Genomic DNA, 22,957 nt, shown 5'->3' on the forward strand with positions numbered 1-22,957 from the left:
CAGAAGAGTTTATAATTGTGATACCTCTCTCTTAATGTAAAAAAGCGATTATGTTGGTTAAAATGTGTAATAGGATAGCTGGAATAATAGATTTAGTTTGTTTGTATAATAAACAAGCGAAAATTCCAGTAACAAATGCACTAAACATAACTCCCACAGAGTAGGCATGAGCAATACCGAAAATTAAACTTGAGAGGATTACAGCTATCCAAAAGGTAAACTTCTCTTCGAAAAAACGAAGAAGAATCCCTCTGCATACAAGCTCTTCAAAAATAGGGGCAAAAATCCCACTAGCTAGAAGTAAGAGAAGTGGATAGTGCTCTAGTGTTGAAAGTTGTAATGCATCAGACTGTTCTTGTACGGATGAAGGGAATAATTTATCTAGCACAAACATATCTACAAACAAGGTGATTACATAATAAATAAGAACATAGATGTACATCCGAAAAGATTTTAAAACTCGAAAATCGAATGTAGGTAATACTAGTTCTTTCAGTGGTCTATATTTCGTGATAAATGCAATTAGTAAAAGTAAGGCAACTAATTCATAACTTACATTTTTTATAGAATCAAGCAAAAATTTATTTGTATTTGGGTTAATGTATCCGTATAACTCAATAGGTAAAAATGTAAGAATTATATTTATTAATGAGAGACATGGAAAGAGAATGAATAGAACTCCAAGAAATTGTAACCATGACATAGAGTAGTTCTGTTCATTAGAAAGTTGTGTAGCAGATTGTATATGTAAAATCACCTCTTTATATTTGTATATTTAATTATAAAACATCTTGTTTTCGGGTGTAATATTTAAATATTACATATAAAGGTGTATTTTCCATAAAATAATAAAAGAGGTATCACCCTATAGTGATGCCTCTTTCTTATTGGTAACTATGTTCTGCTTTGTTATTTGATTTTGATTGCTCTATTTGTAATTCACGTTCTACCAATCGGTCTAACTGTTGAATTGCTTTTAGTGCTTTTTCATAAGAAATTGTTCGATAATGATGCGCTCCGCCCGGTTCTTCATCTGCTTCGTCTGCCCATTTAATAATGTTTTGCAGAGATGTTCTTTCGATTTCTTGCTGTACTAAGAAAGAATCTGTATGAAGAAGAATGGCGATAGAAATTTCTTTTGCTAGTTTAGGGTGCTCTCCTAATCTAATAAGCAATTTATGAGCTCTTTCTGCTCCTTTAATTGCGTGTATATCATTCTTTTTATATAAATCATAGTCCCATTCGCCGCCTGTGTACCACGTATGATGTCCGATATCATGAAGGAAACCGGCTTTTGTCGCAGCATCGACTGAGGCGTGATGCTTTTTAGCTAAGTGAAACGCATGGTAAGCGACAGCGATCGCGTGGACCATCCCAGAACGATTTACGTATTTTTGTGTAATGTGGTGTTTAAAAATTTGTTCAAGCGTAATACGGTGCATAAAACATTCACTCCTTTTATCTAATGGTGTCTATAAAGAAAATCGATCGGTTTAAATGTATTTTGAACATTGTACTCCATCATAGTTCGTTAGTAAAGTAGAAATGTTTAGGAGAAGAAAAAAATTTCCGCAAAAAAATCACCTTAGCTTATGCAAAGGTGATTTTTAAATTGCTTATTTTTTTAATCCTTGCTCTAGTGTTTCTAACATTTCATGCTTTTCATTTTCATCAGCGTTTTTCCAAATGACTTCGAATAAAACACCAAGACCTGGAAGCATTTTTTCTTCACCGCTTTGAATTGCATCGACAATTGTTTCTTGTAATTGGTCTTGTGTATTACCAGATACATTTGCTAATACAGCACCGCGTAAATTAAAACTCATTGTTTTCACCTCTTCTTCAGAATTGAAACTGACGTTAGTTTTTGTTCTTTTTTATGTAAATATGTATGAAAAATAGGCTATAATGATAAGACAAGAAGAGAGGGAAATACATATTATGAAAAACATTGATTCAGTACAAAATCCGCGTGTGAAGCAGTGGAAAAAGCTGCAGACGAAGAAAGAGCGCGATAAAAAAGGTTTATTTTTTGTAGAAGGATTCCATTTAGTGGAGGAAGCTTTAAAAGCAGGAGTTGTAACAGAACTTATCGTTTCAGATCAGACAGACCTTCCGAAAGATTGGACAGTTAATGATGTAGAAATGTATATCGTACCGGAAGCAATCGTAAAAGTACTTCGTGAAACAGAAACGACGCAAGGTGTATTTGCTGTTTGTGAAAAGCATGAGAAGGAAGTAGCTCTTGCTGATGGGAAGTTTCTTTTATTAGATGGCCTGCAAGACCCAGGTAACTTAGGGACAATTATTCGTACAGCTGATGCAGCTGGTATTCATGCCGTTGTGCTTGGAGAAGGTTGTGTTGATGCATATAATAGTAAAGTACTCCGCTCTACACAAGGCTCTATTTTTCACTTACCAATTGTAAAAGGAAACTTAGAAGAATGGGTAGACAAACTAAAAGAAAATAACGTTCCTGTATATGGAACAGCTCTTGAAAATGGAGTTCCGTACGGGGAAGTAACACCAGCTGGTAGTTTTGCATTAATTGTAGGAAATGAAGGAAACGGCGTACGCCAAGAAATTCTTGCGAAAACGGATCAAAACTTGTATATTCCGATTTACGGCGGGGCAGAATCATTAAATGTTGCAGTTGCAGCAGGGATTTTAACGTATTATTTGCAAAGCCCGGTTGCGAACAAATAAAAAACTTCTTATAATAAGTTGAAGTACATTATATTAAAAGTTAAATAACGAAAAACGTTGATAGAGAAGAGTAGCTTACAAAATCGCCATATAGGGAGAGAATGCCGTAGACTGAAAGCATTCTTATGGTAGACGGAAGTGAATTCACCTCTGGAGTTGACGCCAGGACCATGTATATGTAAAGGCGTTCCGGTCAGAATTGATCGTTATAACTAATGAGTGGGCAGACATGTTCTGTCAATTTAGGGTGGTACCGCGAATTTACCTCGTCCCTTTTTGGGAGCGAGGTTTTTTTATTTTTAAAATTAGGAGGGTTCCAAATGGAAGCACGTTTAAAAGAGCTAAAGCAAAAAGCGTTAGAGCTTATTGAAGAAGCGAAAGAGCTAAAAGGCTTAAACGACGTACGCGTAGCGTATTTAGGAAAAAAAGGTCCAATTACAGAAGTATTACGCGGCATGGGAAAATTATCAGCAGAAGAGCGTCCACGTATGGGAGCATTAGTAAATGAAGTACGTGAAGCGATTCAAACGCGTCTAGACGACAAAATCAGCAACTTAGAAAAAGCAGTAATTGAAGCGAAATTAGCAACTGAAACAATTGATGTTACATTGCCAGGTCGTCCTGTTGAAACAGGTTGTCACCATCCGTTAACAGCTGTTGTTGAACAAATTGAAGATGTATTCATCGGTATGGGTTATGAAGTAGCGGAAGGAACAGAAGTAGAAAAAGACTACTACAACTTCGAAGCATTAAACTTACCGAAAGATCACCCAGCACGCGATATGCAAGATACATTCTACATTACAGAAGAAACGTTACTACGTACACATACATCTTCTGTGCAAGCACGTACGATGGAAAATAATAAAGAAAAAGGCCCAATTAAAATTATTTGTCCTGGTAAAGTGTATCGCCGCGATGACGATGATGCGACTCATTCACACCAGTTCATGCAAATTGAAGGTCTTGTAATTGATAAGAACATTCGCATGAGTGACTTAAAAGGTACACTGCAAGTATTCGTGAAAAAGATGTTCGGTGAAGATCGTGAAATCCGTCTTCGTCCAAGTTTCTTCCCATTCACAGAGCCATCTGTAGAGATGGATATTTCTTGTATGATGTGTCACGGCAAAGGTTGCGGCACTTGTAAAGGAACTGGTTGGATCGAAATTTTAGGCGCAGGTATGGTTCACCCGAACGTACTTGAAATGGCTGGTTATGATTCAAAAGAATATCAAGGTTTCGCATTCGGTATGGGCGCAGAGCGTATCGCAATGTTGAAATACGGCGTAGATGACATTCGTCATTTCTATACAAATGATGTACGTTTCTTACAACAATTCAAACGAGCGTAAGGGAAGGAGAGGATAAGTATGTTCGTATCATATCGTTGGTTACAAGAGTATGTAGATATTAAAGATGTAACAGCACAAGAACTAGCAGACAAAATCACGAAAAGTGGTATTGAAGTAGAAGGCGTTGAAGTATTAAATAAAGGTGTAAAAGGTGTTGTAGTTGGTCACGTATTAGAATGTGAAAAACACCCAGAAGCTGATAAGTTAAGCAAATGTTTAATCGATATCGGTGAAGAAGAACCAGTTCAAATTATTTGTGGTGCTGCTAATATTGCAAAAGGTTTAAAAGTACCAGTTGCAAAAGTTGGCGCTGTACTTCCTGGTAATTTCAAAATTAAAAAAGCAAAACTACGTGGTGAAGCTTCTCACGGTATGGTTTGTGCTCTTCAAGAGCTTGGCATTGATGGAAAGTTAGTTTCAAAAGAATACGCAGATGGTATCTTCATCTTCCCAAGTGACGCTGAAGTTGGTGCAGATGCACTTGAAATTTTAAACTTACATGATGAAGTACTTGAGCTTGGTTTAACACCAAACCGTGCAGATTGCTTAAACATGTTAGGTGTTGCATATGAAGTAGCTGCTATTTACGGCCGCGAAGTAAAACTTCCAGCTATCGACTTACAAGAAACAGCAGAAAAAACTTCTGATTACATTTCTGTAAGTGTAGAAGCGAAAGAAGAAAACCCATTATATATTGCAAAAATGGTGAAGAACGTAAAAATTGGTCCATCACCAATGTGGATGCAAACTCGCCTAATGGCAGCTGGCATTCGTCCGATTAGCAATGTAGTTGATATTACAAACTACATTTTAATGGAATACGGTCAACCGTTACATGTATTCGATTACGATAAATTAGGTTCAAAAGAAATCGTTGTTCGTCTTGCAAAAGAAGGCGAAAAAATTGAAACATTAGATGATCAAGAACGTACGTTACAAAGCCACCACCTTGTTATTACAAACGGCACAAAAGCGTTAGCTGTTGCTGGTGTAATGGGCGGAGCGGATTCAGAAGTTACAAATGAGACAGTAAACGTTCTAATTGAGTCTGCATACTTTGCAGGTCAAACAGTGCGCCGTACATCAAAAGACTTAGGTCTTCGCAGTGAATCAAGTGCACGTTTCGAAAAAGGAATCGATCCAACACGTACATTTGAAGCAATTCAACATGCAGCTGCTTTAATGGCGAAATACGCTGGCGGTGAAGCACTTGAAGGAGTAGTAGAAGCTGACAACTTACAAGTACAAGAGCGTACAGTATCTGTTACTGCTGAAAAAGTAAACCGTGTATTAGGTACAAATATTTCTGCAAGTGAAATGGGTACAATGTTCACAAACTTAAAATTCCCATTTACAGAAGTAGAAGGAACATTCCACGTGAATGTACCAGCACGTCGTCCTGATATTACAATTTCAGAAGACTTAGTAGAAGAAGTGGGCCGTCTATACGGTTATGATCACATTCCAGTTACATTACCATCTGGAACAATGACACGTGGTAAATTAACAGCAGCGCAAACGAAACGTCGTAAAGTACGTCGCTTCTTAGAAGGTGCTGGTTTATATGAAGCAATCACGTATTCATTAACAAGCGCTGACAAAGCGAAACAATATATGGTGGAGCCAAACGAAAAAGCGCCTGTAGCTCTTGCACTTCCAATGAGTGAAGAACGCAGCCAACTTCGTTTAAGCTTAGTGCCACAATTGTTAGAAGCAGTTTCATACAATGTCGCTCGTAAAAACGATAGCGTTGCTTTATACGAAGTAGGTTCTATCTTCTTACCGACAGAAGAAGGAGAACTTCCGAAAGAAGAACAACATCTTGCGGGTGTTATGACAGGTCTTGCTCTTCACCATGCATGGCAAGGTGAGAAAAAAGTAGTAGACTTCTTCGTTGTGAAAGGTGTACTAGAAGGTCTATTTGACGTACTTGGCGTTTCAAACCAAATCACATATGCACCAGCAAAACGTGAAGGTATGCACCCAGGTCGTACAGCTGACATCGTATTAGAAGGCGAAGTAATTGGTTTCATCGGTCAATTGCACCCAGAAGCAGAAAAACAATTAGATGTGAAAAATACATTCGTATTCGAACTATCTCTTGTAAAAGTATTCGGTGCAGACGCTGAAGAAACTTACTACTCAGCAATTCCACGTTTCCCATCTATGACACGTGACATGGCTGTTGTCGTAACGAAAGAAACAAAAGCTGGCGAAATGAAGCAAGTTATTGCTGAAGCTGGTGGAGAACTTCTGAAAGACGTAACACTATTTGACTTATACGAAGGTGAAAAAATGGAAGAAGGCAAGAAATCACTTGCATTCTCTATGAACTACTTCGATCCAGAGCGTACGTTAACAGACGAAGAAGTAACAGAAGCACATAACCGCGTGTTAACAGCGGTAGAAGAGAAATTTGGTGCGGAGTTACGTAAGTAATAAGAAATTGCCGGATTTATTCCGGCAATTTTTTTAGTGGATTGGTTGTCGGAAAATGTCGGTAAGTCGATAAATTATAAAAATCGCCGATATATTTGGAGTTACGTTCGATATATTGTAAAAATCGCTGATATATTTTCTGGCACCTTGCATCTTTCTCACGAATGTAGTACATTAATTTTAGTTTAACAAAATGAAAGACGATGATAAGGAAAAGTAGTATATACTATAATCCAAAGCGAGTCAGGGATGGTGAGAGCCTGATGAGGCGGTATATGTGAAGAACACCTTGGAGTTGCTAACCGAAATTGAATCTTGTATTCAAGAGTAGACTTAGACGGGAATCCGGCCTGTTACAAACCGGGAAGTATGTATTACATACGAGTTAAAGTTGGTCTTTATGACAAATTGGGTGGTACCGCGAAGTTTAACCTTTCGTCCCTTTATGGATGAAAGGTTTTTTTGTATTTAAATATATCAGCAAAGGAGAATTTCACTATGGAAAACACATTAGTAAAAAGTCTGTATAGAGATACAGATAAATACGCAGGTCAAACAGTACAAGTATCAGGGTGGATTCGTAACTTACGTGATTCAAAAGCATTTGGCTTCATCGAATTAAACGACGGTAGCTTCTTCAAAAGCGTTCAAATCGTTTTCGATACAGAATTAGATAACTTCAAAGAAATTGCAAAACTTCCACTTAGCTCTTCAGTTAAAGTAGAAGGTAAAGTAATTGTAACGCCTGGAGCGAAACAACCATTTGAAATTAAAGCAGAAAAAATTGATATTGAGGGCTTATCAGATTCTGATTACCCACTTCAAAAGAAACGTCATACGTTTGAATACTTACGTACAATTGCTCACTTACGTCCAAGAACAAATGCATTCTCTGCAACGTTCCGCGTACGTTCTATCGCAGCATTTGCGATTCACCAATTCTTCCAAGAGCGTGGATTCGTACATGTTCATACACCTATCATCACTGGTAGTGATACAGAAGGTGCGGGCGAAATGTTCCGCGTAACAACGCAAGATTTAAACAACGTACCAAAAGGCGAAGACGGACAAGTTGATGAATCAAAAGACTTCTTCGGCAAAGAAACAAACTTAACAGTAAGTGGACAGCTGAACGCTGAAGCTTATGCATTAGCATTCCGTGATGTATACACATTCGGACCTACATTCCGTGCAGAAAACTCAAACACAACTCGCCACGCTGCTGAGTTCTGGATGGTTGAGCCTGAGATTGCATTCGCTGAACTAGGTGACGTAATGAACCTTACAGAAGATATGCTGAAATATGCAATGAAATACGTATTAGAGCATGCACCAGAAGAAATGGAATTCTTCAACAGCTTCGTTGATAAAACAGTTCTAGAGCGCATGAACAACGTAATTAACTCTGACTTCGGTCGCATCACTTATACAGAAGCAATTAAAGTACTTCAAGAATCAGGTGCTGACTTCAAATACCCAGTAGAATGGGGTATTGACTTACAAACAGAGCATGAAAGATACTTATCAGAAGAAATCTTCAAACGCCCTGTATTCGTAACTGACTATCCGAAAGACATTAAAGCATTCTACATGCGCTTAAATGACGACGGTAAAACAGTAGCTGCTACTGACCTTCTAGTTCCTGGCATCGGCGAATTAATCGGCGGAAGCCAACGTGAAGAAAGAATGGACGTTTTAGTAGACAGAATTAAAGAACTAGGCATGAACGAAGAGGACTACTGGTGGTACTTAGAACTTAGAAAATACGGCGGTACAAAACACGCTGGATTCGGTCTAGGTTTCGAGCGCTTCCTAATGTACATCACTGGCATGGCTAACATCCGTGACGTAATTCCATTCCCAAGAACTCCAGGTTCTTCTGAATTCTAAAATGTGAAAAAAGCGAGAGGATTTCCTCTCGCTTTTTATTTTGCATAGTTTACTACCTCGTAGCAAAAAGTAACGCGAAGGGGTGAATATAAATGAGTAAAAAAGTGAAAAAAGATCATTCAAGATCGGGCCTAGGTTCTCCAGAAGTAGAAGGACAAGGAACGACAACACATGAAACAGGTTCTCATAAAGTATCTTCATCTAATAAGAAGCAGAAACAAAGCTAACATAAAAAGGAGAGTCTTGGCGACTCTCCTTTTTTATGTCTTACATCTTTTTATCATGAATCTCTTTTGTAATGTTATCTACATCTTTGTCTAATCGATCGAAATAGAAAAACCACAGTAAACTTATGAATACGTAATAGATGGCCATAACGCCAAGATTATCAGATATATTTTCGAATGTAGATTTAGTAGTGAAAAAAGCGCCCCAAATGGTAGAAATAGTGAGGTAAGAAAGTGGACCTACGAGGTGTACGAAAGCATATAATACCTTTTTTACTTTTACAGCGTTCATATGAAAAACCCCCTTTTTCTAATCATACATTCAAGTTCCTCACAGAAGTGTTGTAGTTTTGCTGGATTATGTATTAACAAGCGGGCATCGTGTTTTCCGATAAATCTGCGAATCCGCAAGTTTAATAAGAAAGATCGGCCATAACGCTCTATTAAATCGTTGAACTCTCGTTGTTCACTTAGCAGCTGAATGTTTTCTCTAATTTCAAACTGCCTTTCGTGTGGATCACCTAGTAAAATATTTAGAATCATTTGTAGAAGTAGCAATGGGAATCTCCTCCTATGTTAGAATAATCTGTATATTGTAATTATAACAAAACTATAAGGACAATAGTAGGATAAAACAAAAAACAGGAGTTTGTAGGCTCCTGTTTTTGTCGATACTATTTTAGTAAGCGAAACGCCTTTTCCGTATTAGCAAAATGCAGTTTCACAAACTCAGGTAATCGTTCTTTACCAAGCTTTTGAATTAATTTAGCGGCGGCGATATCAACTTGTTTACCTGCACCTTTTGGAAGTGGCATACCAGCTTTTTTGCTTAGTTCGTTAAATTGTTTTACGAATGAGTAACGGGCTAAAATGGAGGCGGCGGCAACAGCTAAATGGACGCTTTCTCCTTTTGTCGCGAAATAAACATTTTCACGCTGTACCTGTTTTTGTTTTGCTAAATATTTGTAGTATGTATCAGGCTGTGTGAATTGGTCGATTAAGACGCCTTCAGGTTTTGTAGGCGCAATTTTAGTTAATAAGTTTGTAATAGCTTTATTATGTAGCAAAGCTTTTAGTTTACCTTGGTTGTTTCCTTTATCAAATAGCTCGTTATATTTTTCGTTATGAAGGACAAGAGAGCTGTAAGGAACGACGTGTAGAAGTTGTTTTGCAATGGCAGTAATTTGATCGTCATTTAAGTTTTTAGAGTCTTTTACACCAAGTTCTTTTAGTAGTGGAATTTGCTTCGCATCCACATATACAGCAACGACTGTCATCGGTCCGAAGAAATCACCAGTACCCACTTCATCTGACCCTACGATCGACATTGTACCGATGGAAGCAGGCGGTGCATAACGGTGTGAATCGACAGCTTTTTTTACAGCTGTTTTTGGAGTTTGGGAGACAGTTTGCCAACGGGCAGCTTCTGCTTCAGCACGTCCACCTTGGAACATTACTTTTCCAGATTTATATGCTGTAATTGTGCAAGATGGCACCTTTGCCATGAAGATCCCGCCTTGCGGAGTTTTCGGGCTAAGCGAATGTTTATATTGTTGTTTCATGTCTTCAATTACTGTAGAATTTGTTTGAATTACGATAGAATTTGACATAATGGTTGCCCCTTTTTTTATATTGTTATTTTTATCATATCGGATTGTTCTTTCTGTTTCCATATTATGAAGGTTCATGGTATGATAAACTTTAGGATTCTGTACGTGATTGGAGGCCGGTGAGTTGTCACAACAAAAGGGAAAGAAAAGTCGAATTAATGTAGAAATCTATGGTCAGCAATATTCAGTTGTTGGCGATGAAAGTACAAGTCATATCCGCATGGTAGCAGCGATTGTGGATGATAAAATGCGCGAACTCAATGCCAAGAATCCTTCGCTTGACACGAGTAGACTAGCGGTATTGACGGCGGTAAACGTCATACACGATTACATAAAATTAAAAGAAGAACATGAGAAATTGAAAGAAAGTATGACAAAAAAAGGAATGGAATAACATGATTGATATTATTATCATTTTACTGCTTGTTATGGGATTTTTCCTCGGCTTACGCAGAGGGTTTATTCTGCAACTTGTAAAGTTAACAAGCTTTATTATCGCATACCTTGTTGCATACTGGTACTGTAAAGATTTAGCGCCAGCACTTGCGAAATTTATTCCGTATCCATTTGATAAAAATGTATCTGTTCCAGAATGGATTGATGCAAATAATATTGAAACAGTATTTTATCAAGCACTTGCGTTTATTATATTGTTTATTATTACAAAAATTGCACTTTCATTACTTGGTAATTTGTTAAATATGTTTGCAGAAATACCGGTTTTAAAGCAAGTAAATGCGTTTGCGGGGGCAATCCTCGGATTTTTAGAAGTATATATTATTTTGTTTGTCTTAATTATCATTGGGAACATTCTTCCGATTGAACAATTACAAACACCATTACAACAATCATCAATTAGCAAAATAATTGTAGACGATACACCGATTCTCTCTGAAAAGGTGAAGGAACTATGGCAGACAGGTAGCAGAGTATAACTTCTCTTTTTTCGGAAAGAGAAGTTTTTTTCTATGAAAGAAAGGCGGGACAATGATGAAAGTAAATAAAAAACAAGTAATTAAATTATTAGAGACAATCGGGCTTTTTATGGAACTAAAGGGCGCGAATCCATTTAAAATATCTGCATTTCGTAAAGCGGCAGCAGCGCTAGAAAGTGACGATCGTAGTCTTTCTGAGATTGAAGATTTCACGAAGATTCCGGGCATTGGAAAAGGAACAGCAGCAGTTATTCAAGAATATATAGAATCGGGAACATCTGAAGTGTTACAAGAGCTTGAAAAAGAGGTTCCAAGTAGCTTATTACCGTTATTAAAATTGCCAGGCCTAGGTGGTAAAAAGGTAGCTAAGTTATATAAAGAACTTGGTGTTGTTGATATGGAGTCGCTAAAAGCGGTTTGTGAGGAAAATAAAGTACAAGCTTTAGCTGGTTTCGGCAAAAAAACAGAAGAGAAAATATTAGAAGCAATCGATCAAGTAGGATCCCGTCCGGAGCGTTTACCAATCGCAATGGTATTGCCTATTGCCGGGGAAATAGAGGAGAAATTGTCGAATATTGCTGAGGTAATTCGTTTCTCTCGCGCTGGTAGTTTGCGCCGTGTTCGTGAAACAGTAAAAGATTTAGACTTTATCATTGCAACGACAGAACCAGCTGCAGTACGTGAGCATTTACTACAATTTGATAATATGATTGAAGTAATCGCGAGCGGAGATACGAAAGTTTCGGTCCGTCTTCAATATGAATATGATATTTCGATTGATTTCCGCCTAGTAAAACCAGAAGAGTTTATTACAACTCTTCACCATTTCACAGGATCCAAAGACCATAACGTAAAAATGCGTCAAATCGCAAAAGATAAAGGCGAGAAAATTAGTGAGTACGGTGTAGAGAACTTGGAAACAGGGGAAGTGAAAACATTTGAGACTGAAGAAGAATTCTTTGCTCATTTCGGTCTTCCATTTATCCCGCCAGAAGTTCGTGAAGATGGAAAAGAAATTGAATTAATTAAAGAGTATCCAAACTTAATTCAGTTCTCTGATATAAAAGGTGATTTACATATGCATACAACATGGAGTGATGGTGCTTTTTCTATTGAAGAGATGGTACAAGCGTGCCGTGCTCGTGGATATAAGTTTATGGCAATTACTGATCACTCACAATACTTGAAAGTAGCGAACGGTTTAACGAAAGAGCGCCTTCGCGAGCAGGCGAAAGAAATTGAACGTATGAACGAAAAGTATCCAGACATTACAATTTTACGCGGAATTGAAATGGACATTTTACCGGATGCCTCGCTTGATTTTGATGATGAAGTATTAGCAGAACTAGATTATGTCATTGGAGCAATTCATTCTAGCTTCTCACAAGACCGTGAAACGATTATGAAACGTCTTCGTGCTGCGCTAGAGAATAAACATGTCACAATGATTGCCCATCCGACAGGACGCCTTCTTGGACGTCGTGAGGGCTACGATGTAGATACAGACTTATTAATCGAACTCGCAAAAGAAACAAATACAGTTTTAGAATTAAATGCGAATCCAAACCGTCTAGATTTAAGCGCGAAATTATTAAAACAAGCACAAGATGCCGGTGTAAAAGTAGCGATTAACACGGATGCTCATACACTTGAAATGTTAGAAGATATGGAAACAGGTGTAGCGGCAGCACGTAAAGGTTGGATTCAAAAAGATAACGTAATTAACACGTGGGATATTGAACGTTTATTAGACTATATTAAACGTAATAAGTAACACAAGGGGGACCTGCAACATGTTAGAAAGAACGTTGCGTGTATTAGAATATAATAAAGTAAAAGAACAATTACTTGAACATACAGCATCTTCACTTGGTCGTGACAAAGTGAAGAACTTAGTGCCGAGCACTGATTTTGAAGAAATTGTAGAAATGCAAGATACAACGGATGAAGCAGCGAAAGTTATTCGTCTAAAGGGTAGTGCACCATTAGGCGGTATTACGGATATTCGCTCCAATGTGAAGCGTGCAAAGATTGGAAGTATGTTAAGTCCGAATGAACTACTTGATATTGCCAATACGATGTATGGTAGTCGCAATATGAAACGTTTCATTGAAGATATGGTTGATAATGGTGTTGAGCTTCCCATTTTAGAAACTCATGTCGCTCAAATTGTATCTTTATATGATTTAGAAAAGAAAATTACAAATTGTATCGGTGATGGCGGGGAAGTAGTCGATAGCGCAAGTGATAAACTGCGCGGTATTCGTACTCAAATTCGTACTGCAGAAAGCCGTATTCGTGAAAAGTTAGAAAACATGACGCGTTCTTCAAACGCGCAAAAGATGCTGTCTGACTCGATTGTAACGATTCGTAACGAACGTTACGTAATCCCAGTAAAACAAGAATACCGCGGTGTATATGGCGGTATTGTTCACGATCAATCGGCTTCTGGACAAACATTATTTATTGAACCGCAAGTCATTGTAGAATTAAATAACGCGCTTCAAGAAGCACGTGTGAAAGAAAAACAAGAAATCGAACGCATCTTATTAATGTTAACAGAAGAAGTGGCAGTAGAAGCGGATATCGTTTTATCAAACGTAGAAGTAGTTGCAAATCTTGACTTCATATTTGCGAAAGCTTTCTATGCGAAGCGTATTAAAGCAACGAAGCCAATCGTAAATAACGAGCGTTATATGGATTTAAGACAGGCACGTCATCCGCTTATTGATCCAGAAGTTATCGTGCCAAATAACATTATGTTAGGTAAAGATTTCACGACAATTGTTATTACGGGACCGAATACAGGTGGTAAAACAGTTACACTGAAAACAGTTGGTATTTGTGTTTTAATGGCGCAATCTGGTCTTCACATTCCAGTAATGGATGAGTCAGAGATTTGTGTATTCAAAAATATCTTTGCTGATATCGGTGATGAGCAATCGATTGAACAAAGTTTAAGTACGTTCTCCTCACATATGGTGAACATTGTTGATATTTTAGAAAAAGCTGATTTTGAAAGCTTAGTTTTATTCGATGAGTTAGGTGCTGGAACAGACCCGCAAGAAGGGGCTGCACTAGCCATTTCAATTTTAGATGAAGTATGTAATCGTGGTGCTCGCGTTGTTGCTACGACGCATTATCCAGAATTAAAAGCATACGGATATAACCGTGAGCAAGTTATTAATGCGAGCGTTGAGTTTGACGTAAACACGTTAAGCCCAACATATAAATTATTAATCGGTGTACCAGGACGTAGTAATGCCTTTGAAATTTCGAAACGTCTTGGATTATCTGATCGTGTCATTGATCAAGCGCGTAACCACATTAGTACAGATACAAACAAAATTGAAAATATGATTGCGAAGTTAGAAGAAAGTCAAAAGAACGCAGAGCGTGACTGGAATGAAGCAGAAGCGCTTCGCAAGCAATCTGAAAAACTGCATCGCGAATTACAACGTCAAATTATTGAATTTAACGAAGAACGTGATGAACGATTATTAAAAGCGCAAAAAGAAGGAGAAGAAAAAGTCGAAGCTGCAAAGAAAGAAGCAGAAGGCATTATTCAAGAACTTCGTCAATTGCGTAAAGCACAGCTTGCAAACGTGAAAGATCACGAGTTAATTGAAGCGAAGAGCCGTCTAGAAGGCGCAGCACCAGAGCTTGTGAAGAAACAAAAAGTAAACGTGAAAAATACTGCGCCGAAACAACAGTTACGCGCAGGTGATGAAGTAAAAGTATTAACGTTCGGTCAAAAAGGTCAATTGCTTGAAAAAGTAAGCGATACAGAGTGGAGCGTACAAATCGGTATTCTGAAGATGAAAGTAAAAGAGTCTAACATGGAATACATTAACACACCGAAGCAAACAGAGAAAAAAGCAGTTGCAACAGTAAAAGGTAGAGACTATCATGTTTCGCTAGAGCTTGATCTTCGTGGTGAACGATTTGAAAATGCAATGGCGCGCGTTGAGAAATACTTAGACGATGCCCAGCTTGCAAGCTATCCTCGCGTATCAATCATTCACGGTAAAGGAACAGGAGCACTTCGCCAAGGTGTTCAAGATTACTTGAAGAAGCACCGCGGTGTAAAAACATTCCGTTACGGTGACATGGGCGAGGGAGGCCTAGGCGTAACAGTTGTCGAATTAAAATAGAAAACAACGAAACAAAGGGGAAACCATTATATGTTTATGGACAAACTTGCAAAAGTATTGTTAGCTTGTTGCGGAATATTTTTGGTGATTGGGGTTATTTATTTAGTTGTTTTTGCGAAGTAAACGAGCGTCAATCGTGGCATAATGATATTGCCATAGATTGACGCTTTTAATATATGTGAAAAGGAATAAAACATGAAAATCAACCAATACATAAGCGAAGCAAAATCCTGTTCAAGACGTGAAACAGATCGCCTTATTAAAGCTGGACGCGTGGCTATTAACGGCGAAATATGTACGCACGGTGCAATTGTAAGTGATGATGTAGTAGTAACGATTGATGGACGGGTTATTGTAAAGGAAGAGAAAGAAAAGGTGTATATAGCCTTTCATAAGCCAGTTGGCATTACTTGTACAGCAGCGGATCATATTGAAGGTAATATTATTGATTATATTAATTACCCAGAGCGTATCTTTCCTGTTGGACGATTAGATAAAGCGTCAGAAGGACTTATTTTATTAACGAATGACGGCGGGATTGCCAATCAAATTTTACACGGTGATCATGAGCACGAGAAAGAATATGTTGTTACAGTTGATAAACCTTTTACAGATTGGTTTATTAATGAGATGTCCAGCGGTGTAAAGATTAAAGATGGAATGACGAAGCCATGTAAAGTGACGAGAGTGGATCAGTCTACATTTCGCATCGTTTTAACGCAAGGAATGAACAGACAAATTCGTAGAATGAGTCGAGCTTTCGGGTTTACTGTAACAAAGTTAAAGCGAGTACGCATTATGAATATAGAGCTAAATGAGCTTGAAGTTGGAAAGTGGCGGAGCGTTACAGCTGAAGAGTTAGAAATTTTAATAGGGCAGTTATAGGGAGGGAAAATTTTCTCCCTATATTTTTTTGTCAGAAAAAATAAAACTATTGATTTTTTAAAAAATAGCCCATATAATAAAAAACAACAAGTTTCGACAAGATATTTTATAAAAGTAATGATGAGGACATGAGTTGTTTTTTACGATTCTCAGAGAGGGAAGCCTTAGGCTGTGAGCTTCCTAATACGAAAAGACAAGCTTACCACCTCTAAACTTCAAGAGTGAACTGCATGTATAATGCATTGTAATTCTTGGCGGATAAAACCGTTATCAATTTACACGAGCTATAAAATGAGCTTATTTCGTTATAAATTCATTTTATTAGAATAAGGGTGGAACCACGATTTCAACACTCGTCCCTTTGTTAGGGACGGGTGTTTTTTGCGTTCTTTTACGGGGAAGTATGCTTGAAAGAGGATATATGACGGATTTTAATTCAGAATATTTTGTTAAATTTAAATTAGGAGGTTAGTAGAAATGAAATCATCTTTAAAGTTTTCTGAGATGTTTGCAATAAGTTTAATGTTATTTGCACTGTTTTTCGGTGCAGGTAATATGATTTTTCCACCAGCATTAGGACAAGGCGCTGGAACAGATGTATGGATTGCGTTGTTTGGTTTTGTCGTAACAGGCGTTGGATTGCCTTTATTAGGAGTTATCGTTATAGCTTTAAAGGGAGATATTAATGAGTTAGCAGGGCGTGTACACCCTATATTCGCACTAGTTTTTATTACTGCAATTTATTTATGTTTAGGTGTATTCGTAAGCGTGCCGCGTACAGGAACAGTTGCTTATGAAATGAGTGTTGCACCGTTCTTACCAAGTGAGATAGCTGGTCAATCGTACCCACTTGTTATCTTTACATTTATTTTCTTTGCTGTAACTTTTTATTTAGCTTTAAACCCATCAAAATTAGTGGGCCGCATCGGTAAAGTATTAACTCCGATTTTATTAGCTGTTATTGCAATTATTGTAGTGAAAGCACTTATTACACCAATGGGTGAATTTGGTGCACCAACAGAAGCATATAGTGCTCCGCTATTTAAAGGTTTTATTGACGGATATTTAACTTTAGATGGACTTGCAGCACTTGTATTCGGAAATGTTGTAATTCATGCGTTAAAAGAAAAAGGTATTACAAATAAAAATAGCATTGCAAAAGTAACAATTTTTGCAGGGTTTATTGCAGCACTTGGTTTACTACTCGTTTACTTAGCGCTTGCTTATCTTGGAGCTTCTAGTGTCTCTCTTGGAATGGGAGCAAACGGCGGAATTATTTTAACAAACGTTGTAAATCATTTATTCGGTAGTTACGGAACTTTATTATTAGGAATCGCAATTTCAGCAGCATGTTTAACAACTTCAGTAGGGATTGTCGCAGCTTGCGGAGAATATTTCTCTTCTTTATTACCGAAGTTTTCTTATCAAAAAGTTGTTTTCATTTTCTGTGTATTAGCATTTATGGTAGCGAATCTTGGTTTAACTCAGTTAAATGCATTAGCATTACCAATCTTAATCGCAATTTACCCAATTGGTATCGTGCTAATTATATTATCACTGGTTGAAAACTATATTCGTCTTCCTTTAGTCATGTATGTAGGTGGTATTGTAGGAGCATTCATGATTAGCTTCTTTGATGGATTACACAATGCAAATCTTGAGATTGCAGCATTAACACCAATTTTAAATAAAATTCCATTATATAGTGTTGGGATTGGTTGGTTCGTTCCTGCTCTAGTAGGTATTGTAATTGGATATGTCATTTCATTGTTTCAAAAGCAAGAAGTTGCTGTAGAAAAATAGAGAAAAGAGGCTTTCTATGAAAGAAAGCCTCTTTTTTTGTAGAAAAAGCCACATATAAGGAAATTCAGATATTTAAAGTTTTATACGTAATATAGTTGACAAAAAAATTATGAGTAGGCTAAGATTGACTTAGTTGTGGAAATATTGGAAGGAAAGTGAGGAGTGAAAGGTATAAGATTTTCTATAACGATATCATTTTGGTAGATAGAGGTGATAGAGTAGAAAAATGGTTAGTTTTATTTTTTTTGAGCTTTATTGAGAATGATAATCAACGAGAAATAGAGACTTATGTTAAAATACGAATCGCTCTTTATAAAGAATAGGGAGGGGTATTATTTTTAACATACAGTGAGAATGATAATCAGTAATATCTACATTACATAAATAAACTACAATTAAATAATGATAGAAGATTATTATTTTTTTCTAACAAAATGAGAATAATTATCATTTTCAAAAAAAGTAGGGATGAAAGATAAACAAGGAGGAAGTAAGCCAAATGAGAAAGATTTCTGTATTACCCGCTTTTATTATAACGTTCGTATGTATGCTAGCTTTTCTTATCATGCCATATGGGAAAGTTTCAGCACAACTAGCTGACGGTACGTATGACATTAACTATGTCATTCAAAAAGCGGAAAATGATTCAGCTTCAATGGCAAATGATTATTTTGAAAAACCAGCTAAGCTAGTTGTGAAAAATGGTGAGATGAAAGTTCAAGTTCCAATGAATCACAGTGCTTGGATTACAGAATTTAAAGCTCCTGAGAACGGGAATTTTGTTGATGCAAAAGTAGTTAGCAAGGACGAGGCTGCTGATAAAAGAACGGTTGAATTTAAAATTGATGATTTATCAAAACCATTAGGAGTAAAAATTCATGTTGTCGTACCAAGTGCAAACTATGACCACCACTACACAATTCGTTTTGCTTTTGATGCAAATGTAAAAGCTGTAGGTGGAGATAACGGCGCGGCTGCTACAACAAAAAACAATGATCAAACGAAAACAGGTACACAAGTCAAAGAAGAGAAAACAAAAGTAGAGAATAAAGAAACAACAAAAGAAGCGAACAAAGAAACAAATAAAGATACAAAAAATGAAAATGGTAAAGCTGAAAAAACAGATAATCCTAAAACAGGCGATGAAGCACGTATCGGATTATTTGCGGTGTTAATTCTTATTTCAGGTGTTTTCTTAATTCGTAACGTGAAGTTTAGTAAATAAATAAAAAGGAGCGTTATTTCATTGAACAGGTATCTTAAGATCGTTGTTACTATGTTTTTAATGATATTTACATTCGTATCAACACTACAACCACTTGCAGTTCAAGCGGCTACTCAATTAGCTGACGGCGAATACTCAATCGATTTTAAAGTTCTTAAAGATGCATCGGATGAAGTATCCATGATGAATGAATACTCTGTAAGTCCAGGAACTTTAAAAGTGAAGGATGGGAAAAAGAAAGTGTCCTTTACATTAAAAAATAGTTCATGGATTACGAAATTTGAAACAGACAAAGCAGGTCAACTTGTTGAGACAAATGTAATTAGTGAAGATAAAGAAAAAGATACAAGAGTAGTAGAATTCGATGTGGAAGATGTAGGGAAGATATTAAAAGCGAAAGTAAAAGTAGATATTGATTTTCTGAACTATCATCATGAATATGATGTTCGTATTGCATTTGATCAAAATAGCATTACACCAATTCATGTAGAAAAACCAGATGAAAAAGAGGATCCAGCTAATAAGCCAGATCCAAATGAAACTACGGATCCAGGTCAGAAGCCCGACCAAAAGCCTGACCCAGATCAACAACCAAATTCTAACACAATTGAAGATGGTGCGTACAGCATTCCTTTCAAAGTGTTAAAAGATCAAACAGATGAAGAATCTAAAATGAATAGTTACATGGAAAATCCAGGAGTATTGAAAGTAGAAAATGGTAAGAAAAAAGCGGTTGTAACGTTAAAAAGTAGCTCATTAATTAAAAATTTCCAAACGGAAAAAGATGGTGCATTTGTTGACGCAAAAGTAGTGAGTGAAAATAAAGAAAAAGATACAAGAGTAGTAGAGTTCGAAGTAGCTGATTTATCAAAAAAACTAAATACAAAAGTATTTATTGAGATGGCATCAAGAAATTATAAACAAACGCATGATGTACAACTTTTATTTGAACAAGATAAACTTGAACAAATTAAAAATGAAGAGAAACAACCAGAAGTAGAAAAACCGGAAGTAGAAAAACCAGATGAAAATAAAAAACCAGATGCTGAAACAATTAAAGATGGTGAATACAGCATCAATTTTAAAGCGTTAAAAGATCAAACAGACGAAATTTCAATGATGAACACATATACAAAAAGTCCAGGTGTGCTAAAAGTAAAAGATGGTAAGAAGTATGTATCATTTACGTTAACGAACAGTTCTTGGATTACAAAATTTGAATTTGAGAAAAATGGTTCGTTTGTTGATGCAAATGTAATAAGTGAAGATAAAAAAGCTGATACACGTGTAGTTGAAGTAGAAGTACCAGATTTATCGAAAAAGTTAAATGCAAAAGTAAAAGTAGATATCGATTCAATGAATTATCACCATTTCTATGACATTCAATTTGCATTTGATAAAGGTAGCATTAAACCGTTAGACAACCAAGGTGGAAACAACAACCAAGGTGGAAACAACAACCAAGGCGGAAACAACAATCAAGGCGAAAATAACGACCAAGATGGAAACGATAACCAAGGCGGAAACGACAACCAAGGTGGAAACAACAACCAAGGTGGAAATAACGACCAAGGCGGAAACGACAGCCAAGACGATAACACAGCAATTGATCCAAACGCTCTTAAAGACGGTGAATACAGTATCGGTTTTAAAGTGTTAAAAGATAAAACAGAAGAAATTTCAATGATGAACACATATACGAAGAATCCAGGTGTATTAAAAGTGAAAGATGGAAAGAAATATGTATCCTTCACATTAACAAATAGCTCATGGATTACGAAGTTTGAGTTTGAAAAGAATGGTGCGTTCGTCGATGCGCAAGTATTAGGTACAAATAAAGAGAAAGATACAAGAGTAGTAGAAGTGGAAGTAGCTGATTTATCGAAAAAGTTAAATGCAAAAGTGAAGGTAGATATCGATGCAATGAATTATCATCATTTCTATGATATTCAATTTGCATTCGATAAAGGAAGTATTAAAGCTTTAGGTAACCAAGGTGGAGATACTAACCAAGATGGTAATGGTAATCAAATCGGAAGCGACAACCAAGGCGGAAACGACAACCAAGGTGGAAGTAACAACCAAGATGGAACGAATAATCTAAATGAAAACCCAACAGTTGATCCGAAAAATTTAAAAGATGGTCAGTACGATATTGCTTTTAAAGTGTTAAAAGATAAGACAGAAGAAATTTCAATGATGAATCAATATGTTGTAAGTCCAGCAAGATTAACAGTGAAAGATGGCAAGAAGTATGTTGCAATGACACTGAAAAATAGTGACTGGATTACGAAGTTCCAAACAGAAAATAATGGTGGATTTGCAGATGCAAAAGTAGTAAGTGAAGATAAGGCTGCCAATACAAGAGTCGTAGAATTTGAAGCTAATGATTTATTTGCAAAATTAAATGCAAAAGTAAAAGTAGATATCGATTCAATGAATTACCATCATTTCTACGACGTACAAATTCAATTTGATACGACGAAGATTGGCGCTGTAGGAACGGTAAAAGAAGAGCCAAAGAATGAACCGAAAAAACCAGTAACTACACCAAAAGTAGATAATGTAAAAACAGTAGGAACTCCTGATTTTAACCGAAATGCAGATGGTAAAAAGAAAAACGGAGCTACAAATAATGATTCGAAAAAAGAGAAAAACTCAAAAACTGCAGATACAGCACAACTTGGTTTATACATGATGTTACTGCTAGGTTCACTTGCTTTACTAGTTCGTAAATATAGAGCAGGTAGATTGTAATTTTTGGAGTCTTGATGCATGTTCGCGTGCATCAAGACTTGTTTCATATTGTTTGGAAAGGAGTGGTGATTGAGAGTGAAGAAAATTGCAAGTGTACTAATGGCTATCATTTTATTAGTGAGTATAGCTGGGTGCTCATCACCTAAAAAAGAAACCGCGAAGCAAGTAAAGAGTGAAAGTAAAGAGCGAATTGTTGCAACGACAGTCGCTGTTACTGAAATTATGGATGCGTTAGAGGTAGATTTAGTTGGTGTTCCAACTAGTTCTAAAACCTTACCGAAGCGATATAAAGGTTTACCTGAAGTCGGGAATCCGATGAGTCCTGATATGGAAAAGGTAAAGTCATTAAAGCCGTCAGAAGTATTATCTGTTACAACACTTGAATATGAATTAAAGCCAGTTTTTGATGGTGTAGGTATGAAAGCAAACTTTGTAGACTTAACTAGTTTAAAAAATATGCAAAATGCCATTAGTAATTTAGGTAAGCAATATGGACGTGAGAAACAAGCTGAAGCAGTTGTAACGAAGTTAGATAAAAAGGTTGCTAGCATTCAAAAAGAAGTAAAGGGAAAGAAAGAACCGACAGTACTTATTTTATTAGGGGTGCCGGGGAGTTATTTAGTAGCAACAGAGCATTCCTATATTGGTGATTTAGTGAAACAACTAGGTGGTAAAAATATTGTACAAGGTGAACAAGTAGAATATTTAGCTTCTAATACAGAGTATTTAAAGAAAGCTGATCCGGATATTATTTTACGAGCAGCTCATGGTATGCCTGATGAAGTTGTAAAAATGTTTGATAAAGAATTTAAAACAAATGATATTTGGAAACACTTCGCTGCAGTTAAAAATAATCGTGTTTACGATTTAGAAGAGCGTTTATTTGGAACGACAGGAAATTTAGCAGCAATCGAAGCGTTAGATGAATTGAAAAAAATGATGTATCCGTGATGCATTTTCATATAAAGGAA

The 22,957-nt window shown here is 36.7% G+C and carries 20 protein-coding genes and 3 other annotated features; of the genes, 14 read left to right on the forward strand and 6 right to left on the reverse strand.

Going from position 1 to position 22,957, the window contains the following annotated elements; translation table 11 throughout:
• Positions 1-31: 31 nt before the first annotated feature.
• The 3 genes from RCJ96_RS01730 to sspI form a co-directional block, all read right to left on the reverse strand.
• The gene (locus RCJ96_RS01730; RefSeq protein WP_074610084.1) at positions 32-745 is read right to left on the reverse strand and encodes a CPBP family intramembrane glutamic endopeptidase; all 714 of its coding nucleotides are present in this window, start codon (positions 743-745) and stop codon (positions 32-34) included.
• Between the two features lie 139 nt (positions 746-884).
• The gene (locus RCJ96_RS01735) at positions 885-1,442 is read right to left on the reverse strand and encodes an HD domain-containing protein (protein WP_000554791.1); all 558 of its coding nucleotides are present in this window, start codon (positions 1,440-1,442) and stop codon (positions 885-887) included.
• A gap of 174 nt (positions 1,443-1,616) precedes the next feature.
• Positions 1,617-1,826 carry a small acid-soluble spore protein SspI gene (gene sspI / locus RCJ96_RS01740; RefSeq protein ID WP_000009513.1) on the reverse strand — a complete coding sequence of 70 codons (210 nt, stop codon included), beginning with the start codon at positions 1,824-1,826 and terminating at the stop codon, positions 1,617-1,619.
• An 82-nt stretch (positions 1,827-1,908) separates the two neighbouring features.
• Between sspI and RCJ96_RS01745 the strand changes: the two genes are divergently transcribed.
• The 5 genes from RCJ96_RS01745 (at position 1,909) to RCJ96_RS01765 (ending at position 8,617) form a co-directional block, all read left to right on the forward strand.
• Positions 1,909-2,706, forward strand: coding sequence for a TrmH family RNA methyltransferase (locus tag RCJ96_RS01745; protein ID WP_139302891.1), 798 nt, complete (start codon positions 1,909-1,911; stop codon positions 2,704-2,706).
• A gap of 48 nt (positions 2,707-2,754) precedes the next feature.
• Positions 2,755-2,983 (forward strand) — a binding site (T-box leader).
• A 43-nt stretch (positions 2,984-3,026) separates the two neighbouring features.
• Entirely contained in the window at positions 3,027-4,061 is a 1,035-nt protein-coding gene (gene pheS, locus RCJ96_RS01750) for a phenylalanine--tRNA ligase subunit alpha (RefSeq protein WP_000388219.1), read from the forward strand.
• Positions 4,062-4,079: 18 nt separating this feature from the next.
• Positions 4,080-6,500: a phenylalanine--tRNA ligase subunit beta gene (gene pheT, locus RCJ96_RS01755; RefSeq protein WP_316148862.1), complete on the forward strand. Its 2,421-nt coding sequence runs from the start codon at positions 4,080-4,082 to the stop codon at positions 6,498-6,500.
• Positions 6,501-6,694: 194 nt separating this feature from the next.
• Positions 6,695-6,946: a binding site (T-box leader), on the forward strand.
• Positions 6,947-6,998: 52 nt separating this feature from the next.
• Positions 6,999-8,390, forward strand: a complete 1,392-nt coding sequence (asnS, locus tag RCJ96_RS01760; RefSeq protein ID WP_000432167.1) for an asparagine--tRNA ligase — start codon at positions 6,999-7,001, stop codon at positions 8,388-8,390.
• A gap of 92 nt (positions 8,391-8,482) precedes the next feature.
• Entirely contained in the window at positions 8,483-8,617 is a 135-nt protein-coding gene (locus RCJ96_RS01765) for a YuzL family protein (RefSeq protein WP_000039589.1), read from the forward strand.
• Positions 8,618-8,657: 40 nt separating this feature from the next.
• Here RCJ96_RS01765 and RCJ96_RS01770 read toward each other — a convergent pair whose 3' ends face one another.
• The 3 genes from RCJ96_RS01770 to rnhC all read right to left on the reverse strand — a co-directional run bounded on the left by RCJ96_RS01770 (position 8,658) and on the right by rnhC (position 10,227).
• A complete protein-coding gene (locus RCJ96_RS01770; protein ID WP_000994759.1) occupies positions 8,658-8,909 on the reverse strand; it encodes a hypothetical protein in 252 nt (83 codons plus the stop codon).
• Positions 8,906-9,175 (reverse strand): hypothetical protein, encoded by a 270-nt coding sequence (locus RCJ96_RS01775; protein WP_000925546.1) that lies wholly within the window; start codon positions 9,173-9,175, stop codon positions 8,906-8,908. The genes RCJ96_RS01770 and RCJ96_RS01775 overlap by 4 nt, the downstream gene beginning before the upstream one ends.
• Positions 9,176-9,291: 116 nt before the next feature.
• Positions 9,292-10,227, reverse strand: a complete 936-nt coding sequence (rnhC, locus tag RCJ96_RS01780) for a ribonuclease HIII (protein ID WP_270795621.1) — start codon at positions 10,225-10,227, stop codon at positions 9,292-9,294.
• A gap of 124 nt (positions 10,228-10,351) precedes the next feature.
• Between rnhC and zapA the strand changes: the two genes are divergently transcribed.
• The 9 genes from zapA (at position 10,352) to isdE (ending at position 22,937) form a co-directional block, all read left to right on the forward strand.
• Entirely contained in the window at positions 10,352-10,621 is a 270-nt protein-coding gene (zapA, locus tag RCJ96_RS01785; protein WP_000082701.1) for a cell division protein ZapA, read from the forward strand.
• A 1-nt stretch (position 10,622) separates the two neighbouring features.
• Positions 10,623-11,162 (forward strand): CvpA family protein, encoded by a 540-nt coding sequence (locus RCJ96_RS01790; RefSeq protein WP_000565408.1) that lies wholly within the window; start codon positions 10,623-10,625, stop codon positions 11,160-11,162.
• Positions 11,163-11,217: 55 nt separating this feature from the next.
• Positions 11,218-12,936 carry a DNA polymerase/3'-5' exonuclease PolX gene (polX, locus tag RCJ96_RS01795; protein WP_000867535.1) on the forward strand — a complete coding sequence of 573 codons (1,719 nt, stop codon included), beginning with the start codon at positions 11,218-11,220 and terminating at the stop codon, positions 12,934-12,936.
• A 19-nt stretch (positions 12,937-12,955) separates the two neighbouring features.
• Complete coding sequence (locus RCJ96_RS01800; RefSeq protein WP_000893749.1) at positions 12,956-15,316, forward strand: endonuclease MutS2; 2,361 nt, start codon at positions 12,956-12,958, stop codon at positions 15,314-15,316.
• Between the two features lie 195 nt (positions 15,317-15,511).
• On the forward strand, positions 15,512-16,201 hold the full coding sequence (locus RCJ96_RS01805) for a 23S rRNA pseudouridine(2604) synthase RluF (protein WP_074610099.1): 690 nt from the start codon (positions 15,512-15,514) through the stop codon (positions 16,199-16,201).
• A 108-nt stretch (positions 16,202-16,309) separates the two neighbouring features.
• Positions 16,310-16,565: a binding site (T-box leader), on the forward strand.
• Positions 16,566-16,678: 113 nt separating this feature from the next.
• Positions 16,679-18,004 carry a branched-chain amino acid transport system II carrier protein BrnQ6 gene (brnQ6, locus tag RCJ96_RS01810; protein ID WP_074610102.1) on the forward strand — a complete coding sequence of 442 codons (1,326 nt, stop codon included), beginning with the start codon at positions 16,679-16,681 and terminating at the stop codon, positions 18,002-18,004.
• Between the two features lie 499 nt (positions 18,005-18,503).
• On the forward strand, positions 18,504-19,229 hold the full coding sequence (gene isdC / locus RCJ96_RS01815) for a heme uptake protein IsdC (RefSeq protein WP_074610104.1): 726 nt from the start codon (positions 18,504-18,506) through the stop codon (positions 19,227-19,229).
• Between the two features lie 51 nt (positions 19,230-19,280).
• Positions 19,281-21,986 (forward strand): NEAT domain-containing protein, encoded by a 2,706-nt coding sequence (locus tag RCJ96_RS01820; protein ID WP_316148970.1) that lies wholly within the window; start codon positions 19,281-19,283, stop codon positions 21,984-21,986.
• 69 nt (positions 21,987-22,055) lie between these two features.
• Complete coding sequence (isdE, locus tag RCJ96_RS01825) at positions 22,056-22,937, forward strand: heme ABC transporter substrate-binding protein IsdE (RefSeq protein ID WP_139302892.1); 882 nt, start codon at positions 22,056-22,058, stop codon at positions 22,935-22,937.
• Positions 22,938-22,957 lie beyond the last annotated feature (20 nt).

The sequence above is a fragment of the Bacillus sp. BSL6 genome, from assembly GCF_052928345.1.